Origin of the sequence: Rudaea sp., from assembly GCF_036560865.1 — a bacterium.
GTDB lineage: Bacteria > Pseudomonadota > Gammaproteobacteria > Xanthomonadales > Rhodanobacteraceae > Rudaea.
In genome coordinates this window covers 22,826-29,565 of record NZ_DATBQK010000040.1, presented here as the reverse complement: position 1 = coordinate 29,565, position 6,740 = coordinate 22,826, and the positions used below count along the sequence as shown (strand labels likewise).

Sequence of the window (6,740 nt, the reverse complement as noted above, 5' to 3'; positions counted from 1 at the left end):
GTTATTCGTGGACGCGCCATCACCTGATTCTCAGCGCAATGGAAAACGTCGTCAGCCGGCTGGAAGTGCTGACGCCGCGCAGCGGCGAGTGGAAACGCGAACCGCTGGGCGGCGCGCCGGCGATGAGCACGATCGCGGCCGGCGGCATCGACGCAGACCACAGCGACGCGTACTTCCTCACGGTCTCGGGCTATCTCGAGCCGACCACGCTGTACTTCGGCACGCTCGGCCAGGGCGCCGCAAAACCGCTCAAGCACAGTCCGAGTTTCTTCGATGCCTCGAAAAACGACGTGCATCAATACTTCACCGCATCGAAGGACGGCACGCGCGTGCCCTACTTCGTGATCGCGCCGAAGGATCTGAAACTCGACGGCAATAACCCCACCCTGCTCTACGGTTACGGCGGGTTTGAGGTGTCCGAACAGCCCTACTACAGCGGCAGCATCGGCCGGGCGTGGCTCGCGCGCCGCGGCGTCTACGTCGTCGCCAATATCCGCGGCGGCGGCGAATACGGGCCGCGCTGGCATCAGGCTGCGCTCAAGGCCAATCGCCCGCGTGCCTACGAAGACTTCGCCGCGGTCGCACGCGACCTCGTTGCGCGCAAGATCACCTCGCAGCCGCATCTGGGTGCGATGGGCGGCAGCAATGGCGGCCTGCTGATGGGCAATATGCTCACGCTGTACCCCGAGTTGTGGTCGGCGATCGTCTGCCAGGTACCGCTGCTCGACATGAAGCGCTACACGCATCTGTCCGCGGGCGCCTCATGGATGGCCGAGTACGGCGATCCCGACAAGGCCGAGGACTGGGCCTTCATCAAGACCTTCTCGCCGTATCAAAATGTGGAAAAAGGCAAAAAGTATCCTCCGGTGCTTTTCACCACCTCCACGCGCGACGACCGTGTCGGTCCCGCGCAGGCGCGCAAGATGGCCGCGCGCATGCTCGAGTTCGGCGACGACATCAGTTTCTACGAGAATATCGAGGGCGGTCACGGCGCTGCCGCGGACAACAAGCAGGCCGCATTCATGTCGGCGCTCGGCTTCAGCTACCTGTGGGATCACGTGAAATAACAACGCCTGCGCGCGGCCCGATCGCCGGGCTGCGCTTTGACTTTGGCGTGGTCGCGGAGTAGCGTTTTTCCCGTTCAACCGATGCTCGGAGCGGAGCGCTGGGGGACGCAGCCATCCGAGGTCCGTTGCATTCCTGCTATCGGGAGGAAAGCGCGATGACGAAGGCGAACTTGATATGCGCGTTGGCGGGCGCTGGCGTGCTGATGCTTTATCCGCCGGCTGCTGCGGCCGCGGAGGATTCCGGCGCAAGGCCGGGCGACGAGGCAATGGGCTGCGAGCAACTGGCGGTGGAAATGAAGCCGTACGCCGACTCGATGCGCGGCTCGCTCGGCGCGCTAAACGACACCAATCAGCAGCTTTTGGCGCTGGGCGAAAAGCAAAGGGCGCGAGACGCACCGAGCGTCAACGCCACGACCCAGGCTGCGGGTGCCGCCTGTGGCTTCGTAGGTGGCCCGGTCTGTAGCGCGGCGACGCAGGCCGACCAGGCAAACCGTAAAGCTGTCCACGAGCGCGAAGCGGCCGAAGCCAAGCCGCTGGCCGATCAACAACTGGCGCAGTCCAAAACCGTGGTTGCGCAAGGTCAGCAGATGCAATCGAACGCACGCTTGATGCGACTTATGCAGCTCGGTCACGCCAAGGGCTGCGACCGCAGCTCACGTCCCCGGCAATAGCGAAATATCGGCGACGTCGAGAAACATGCGGCGCAGCCGGTTGAGCAGCGCGAGACGATTGGCGCGCTTGGCCGTGTCGTCGACCATGACCATGACCGCGTCGAAGTAGCGATCGACCGGCTCGCGCAGACTGGCAAGTTCGCGCAAAGTATCGACGTAACTGCCCTGCGCGGCGAGTGGCGCAATGGTCTTCGCGGTCGCTTCGACCACGCGATGCAAGTCGGTTTCCGCGCCTGCATCGAGCAAGGCCGGATCGATTTTCGTACCAATATCGCCGCCAGCCTGGCGCAGGATATTGCCGATGCGCTTGTTCGCCGCCGCCAATGCCTGCGCCTGTGGCAGTTTGGAAAATTCCACGACGGCGCGCAGACGCTTGTCGAAATCGGTTAGATCGGCAGGCGCCAGTGCACGCACGGACTCGAAAGGCTCAGCGGCAACGCCTTGATCGGCGTAGTAGCCGCGCAAGCGATCGAGGATAAAGTCGTACAACTCCTTGGCGAGCGCGTCGCGGCGTGCGCCCGCATCGAGTGCTGGCGATTTGCCGTCCTTGCCTTTGGGCAATCCGGCGGCCAACGCCGCATCGGGCAGCAACTGCAAGGCTTCGGTCAGCAGCGCTTTCAGATCGAGTTGCAAGTCGCCCTCTATCAAGGTGCGCGCGAGTCCGAGTGCAGCGCGGCGCAGCGCAAACGGATCCTTGTTGCCGCTCGGCTTTTGGCCCACGGCAAAGATGCCGGCCAGCGTATCGAGACGCTCGGCCACGGCCAGCACTTTTCCAATCGTTCCAGTTGCGACGCCATCGCCTGCAAAACGCGGTTTGTAGAACTCATCGAGCGCCTGCGCGACTTCCACATTCTCGCCATTGGCGCTCGCGTAATAACGTCCCATCACGCCCTGCAGCTCGGGAAATTCGCCGACCATGCGCGTCAGCAGATCGCATTTCGACAACGCCGCCGCGCGCGTAGCCAGACCGGCATCGGCGCCGACACGATTGGCGATCACACGCGCGAGTTCGGCCACGCGCACGCACTTGTCCCAGACGCTGCCGAGGCTTTGCTGATAGGTGACGGATTTGAGCGCTTCCTGCTGCGCGGCCAGCGGTGTTTTCAGGTCTTCATCGTAGAAGAACTTCGCATCGGCAAAGCGCGGCCGAATCACGCGCTCGTAGCCCCTGCGGATTTCCGCCGGATTCTTCGATTCGATATTGGCCACGCCGATAAAGTGATCCGTGAGCTTTCCGTTCGCGTCAAATACCGGGAAAAACTTTTGATTGCCCTGCATTGTTGCGACGAGCGCTTCGCTCGGCACAGTGAGGAATTCCTTGTCAAACATGCACTGAATAGCAACCGGCCATTCGAGCAAGTTCGAAACTTCAGCAACGAGATCGATAGGTTCTACAAACTCGAAACCCAATTCATTGACGGCATGCATAACTACCGAAGCCACTTTGTTTCGACGATCTACTGGATCGGGTATGACTCGACGATCTATCAGTTTCACCTCATATAAATCGGCAGATATGACATCAAAGGGTGCGGGAAAATGGAACCGGTGCCCTCGTGAAAATCGATCGGACTTCAATCCGAAAATTTCGCCATTGACCAATTCTTCACCGTACAACATTACCAGCCAATGTACTGGGCGCACGAAAGTAAAGTCGTGATCGCCCCAGCGCATCGGTCTGGGAATTGGCAAAGTCTTAAGCGCTTCAACGACGATCTCGGGAAGTAAGGAAACTATGGGTTGGCCCTGCTTCACTGCGCGATGCACGAACCACGCGCCCTTGTCGGTTTCGAGTTTTTCGAGCTGCGCGACTTCGACCCCGCAACTTTGCGCAAAGCCGATCAGGGCCTTCGTCGGCTGACCGCCAGCATCAAGACCAGCGTTGAGTGCGGGACCACGGCGCTCTTGGGTCTGATCCGGCTGCGTCTCCGTAACCGCAGGGACGAGCACCGCGAGACGGCGCGGCGAGCAGTAGGCTTTCGCATTTGCGATATCGGCCTCAATGCCACGCTTTTTCAAGCCGTCGCAAATTCCAGTCGAGAACGCAGCCGCAAGCTCATCAAGCGCCTTTGGCGGCAACTCCTCCGTGCCAAGTTCGATCAACAAAGACCTCGTCGCCGTCGACATCAGGCGGCTTCCTTCTTGCTCTTAAGTCCCGGAAACCCGAGCTTCTCGCGCTGCGCGTAATACGCCTCTGCCACCGCTCGCGCCAAAGTACGCACGCGCAGGATGTAGCGCTGGCGCTCGGTCACGCTGATCGCTCGCCGCGCATCAAGCAGATTGAAAGTGTGACTGGCTTTCATCACCTGCTCATAGGCTGGTAGCGGCAGGCCGACTTCGACGAGTTTTTTCGCCTCGCCTTCGCAGGTGTCGAACCATTCGAGCAGCTTGGCGACGTTCGCGTGTTCGAAGTTGTAGGTGCTCTGCTCGACTTCGTTCTGATGGAACACGTCGCCGTAAGTGACGATGCCATGCGGTCCCTGCGTCCAGATCAAATTGTATACATTGTCCACATTTTGCAGGTACATCGCGAGGCGTTCCAGACCATAGGTGATCTCACCCGTGACCGGCCTGCATTCGAGTCCGCCAGCCTGCTGGAAATAGGTGAACTGGGTGACTTCCATGCCGTTGAGCCAGACTTCCCAACCAAGGCCCCAGGCGCCGAGCGTTGGCGATTCCCAATTGTCCTCGACGAAGCGCAGATCGTGCACCAGCGGATCGACACCCAGCTCGCGCAGCGAGTCGATATACAAATCCAGGATGTTGTCCGGATTCGGCTTCATCACGACCTGATACTGGTAATAGTGCTGCAGGCGATTCGGATTCTGGCCGTAGCGCCCGTCGGTCGGCCGCCGCGAGGGCTGCACATAGGCCGCCGCCCACGGCTCGGGGCCGAGCGATCGCAGAAACGTCGCCGGATGAAATGTGCCGGCGCCGACCTCGGTATCGAGCGGCTGGATAAGCACGCAACCCTGCGCCGCCCAATAGCGGTTCAGAGTCTGGATGATGTCCTGGAAGGTCGGACCTGCGATGCGATTCACGTTGTCTGCACGGTTGCGAATTGAAAGCGCGCTAGTATATCGACTCTGCACGAATCCCAAGGCGTCTCATGGCAATCGCCCCACAACGCAGCCGCCTGCCGGTCACGGGGGTAGCCGATGCCGAACTGAGTCTGCATCGCAAGCTCGATGTGGAAACCGTGCTCGGCGTGCTCAAACGCGACGGTCTGATCGCCGACGAGGACGCGCTCAAGGTGCGTGCCGACGCGCGCACGGCGCACAACAAGGTCGAACTGCACCCGCTCACGCTGATCGCCAACCAGAAGCTGACCAACCCGCTGGACGGCAAGCCGCTGAGCTTGGAGGTGCTTGCGCAATGGCTGGCCGACAAGGCCGGGCTGGCGTATCTGAAGATCGACCCGATGAAGATCGATGTCGCCGCGGTCACCCAGGTGATTTCGCACGCGTACGCGCAACGCTATCGCATCCTGCCGGTCGAGGTCAGTCCGCTGCACGTGGTGATTGCGACCTGCGAGCCGTTCGATACGCGCTGGCTCGCCGATATCGGCCACATCCTGCGCCGCGACGTGCGCCGCGTGGTGTGCAATCCGGTCGATCTGAGCCGCTATCTGAACGAGTTCTATGGCGTGCAGCGCTCGATCCAGAAAGCGCGCGATGCGAAAACCGAAACCGGCACGCTGCTCAACTTCGAGCAGTTGCTCGAGCTCGGCAAATCCGGGGACATCGGCGCGGACGACCGCCATGTCGTGCATATCGTCGACTGGCTGCTGCAATACGCGTTCGAGCAGCGCGCCTCGGATATCCACCTGGAACCGCGCCGCGACACCAGCCCGATCCGTTTCCGCATCGACGGCATCATGCACAAGGTGTTCGAACTGCCGACGCCGGTGATGACCGCGGTGACCGCGCGTGTGAAGATTCTCGGGCGCATGGACCTCGCCGAAAAGCGTCGGCCGCAGGACGGCCGCATCAAGACGCGATCGAGCGGCGGACGCGAAGTCGAGCTGCGCCTGTCGACGATGCCGACCGCGTTCGGCGAAAAAGTCGTGATGCGCATTTTCGATCCGGATATCGTGGTCAAGGAATTCCGCCAGCTCGGTTTTTCGATGGACGAAGAACTCATCTGGCGCAGCATGGTCGAGCGTCCGCATGGCATCGTGCTGGTCACCGGGCCCACCGGTTCGGGCAAGACGACGACGCTTTATTCGACGCTCAAACACCTGGCGACAGCGGACGTCAATGTGTGCACGGTTGAAGACCCGATCGAAATGGTCTCGCCCGAATTCAACCAGATGCAGGTGCAGACCGCGCTGGATCTGGACTTCGCCGCGGGCGTGCGCACGCTGATGCGCCAGGATCCGGACATCATCATGGTCGGCGAAATCCGCGACCTGGAAACTGCGCAGATGGCGATTCAGGCTTCGCTGACCGGGCACCTGGTCCTGTCGACCCTGCACACCAACGACGCGCCGAGCGCGATTCCGCGCCTGCTTGATCTGGGCGCGCCGCACTATCTGATCCAGTCCACGCTGACCGGCATCGTCGCGCAACGCCTGGTACGTACACTGTGTCCGCATTGCAAGGCGGAGACGCGGCTCGACGCGCGTGCCTGGGAAGCGCTCGTGCATCGCTGGAGCGTGCCGGCGCCGGCGCGCGTATACGGGCCGACCGGTTGCCTGGAATGTCGCAACACCGGCTTCCTCGGCCGCACCGGCATCTACGAGATGATGCGTATTTCGCCGCCGATCCGGCAGATGATCGTGCCGGCGGTCGATCTCGTGCGTCTGGGTGAAGCCGCGCTCGTCGAAGGCATGCGCCCGTTGCGCATATCCGCGGCGGCGCAGGTCGCGCGCGGCATCACCACGATCGCCGAAGTGATCGGCGTGCTGCCGCCGATCGAATGACATCGCGATTACGCAACGTTGCAACATCCCTGAATGCAAAAACGGCCGAGCGGCCGTTTTTGTTTTCCCCCTCCCGCA

General features: G+C 61.7%; 5 protein-coding genes. 3 read left to right on the top strand and 2 right to left on the bottom strand.

Features of this window, described 5'->3' with window-relative positions:
- A partial coding sequence (locus VIE67_RS04970; RefSeq protein WP_332023865.1) for a prolyl oligopeptidase family serine peptidase occupies window positions 1-1,067 on the top strand: 1,067 nt, incomplete at its 5' end.
- Window positions 1,068-1,222: 155 nt separating this feature from the next.
- Window positions 1,223-1,738 carry a hypothetical protein gene (locus VIE67_RS04965; protein ID WP_332023863.1) on the top strand — a complete coding sequence of 172 codons (516 nt, stop codon included), beginning with the start codon at window positions 1,223-1,225 and terminating at the stop codon, window positions 1,736-1,738.
- On the opposite strand, the gene glyS is transcribed toward VIE67_RS04965, so the two are convergent.
- Together glyS and glyQ are read right to left on the bottom strand one after the other, a co-directional pair.
- A complete protein-coding gene (gene glyS / locus VIE67_RS04960; protein WP_332023861.1) occupies window positions 1,721-3,865 on the bottom strand; it encodes a glycine--tRNA ligase subunit beta in 2,145 nt (714 codons plus the stop codon). The genes VIE67_RS04965 and glyS overlap by 18 nt on opposite strands.
- A complete protein-coding gene (glyQ, locus tag VIE67_RS04955; RefSeq protein ID WP_332023869.1) occupies window positions 3,865-4,770 on the bottom strand; it encodes a glycine--tRNA ligase subunit alpha in 906 nt (301 codons plus the stop codon). The genes glyS and glyQ overlap by 1 nt, the downstream gene beginning before the upstream one ends.
- A 77-nt stretch (window positions 4,771-4,847) precedes the next feature.
- Between glyQ and tfpB the strand changes: the two genes are divergently transcribed.
- Window positions 4,848-6,662: a type IV pilus assembly ATPase TfpB gene (tfpB, locus tag VIE67_RS04950; RefSeq protein ID WP_332023859.1), complete on the top strand. Its 1,815-nt coding sequence runs from the start codon at window positions 4,848-4,850 to the stop codon at window positions 6,660-6,662.
- Window positions 6,663-6,740: the final 78 nt, after the last annotated feature.

Excerpts from the sequence above, each read along its gene's own strand:
- VIE67_RS04965 (WP_332023863.1), top strand. The coding sequence starts at position 1,223 with ATGACGAAGGCGAACTTGATATGCGCGTTGGCGGGCGCTGGCGTGCTG.
- glyS (WP_332023861.1), bottom strand. The coding sequence starts at position 3,865 with ATGTCGACGGCGACGAGGTCTTTGTTGATCGAACTTGGCACGGAGGAG.
- tfpB (WP_332023859.1), top strand. The coding sequence starts at position 4,848 with ATGGCAATCGCCCCACAACGCAGCCGCCTGCCGGTCACGGGGGTAGCC.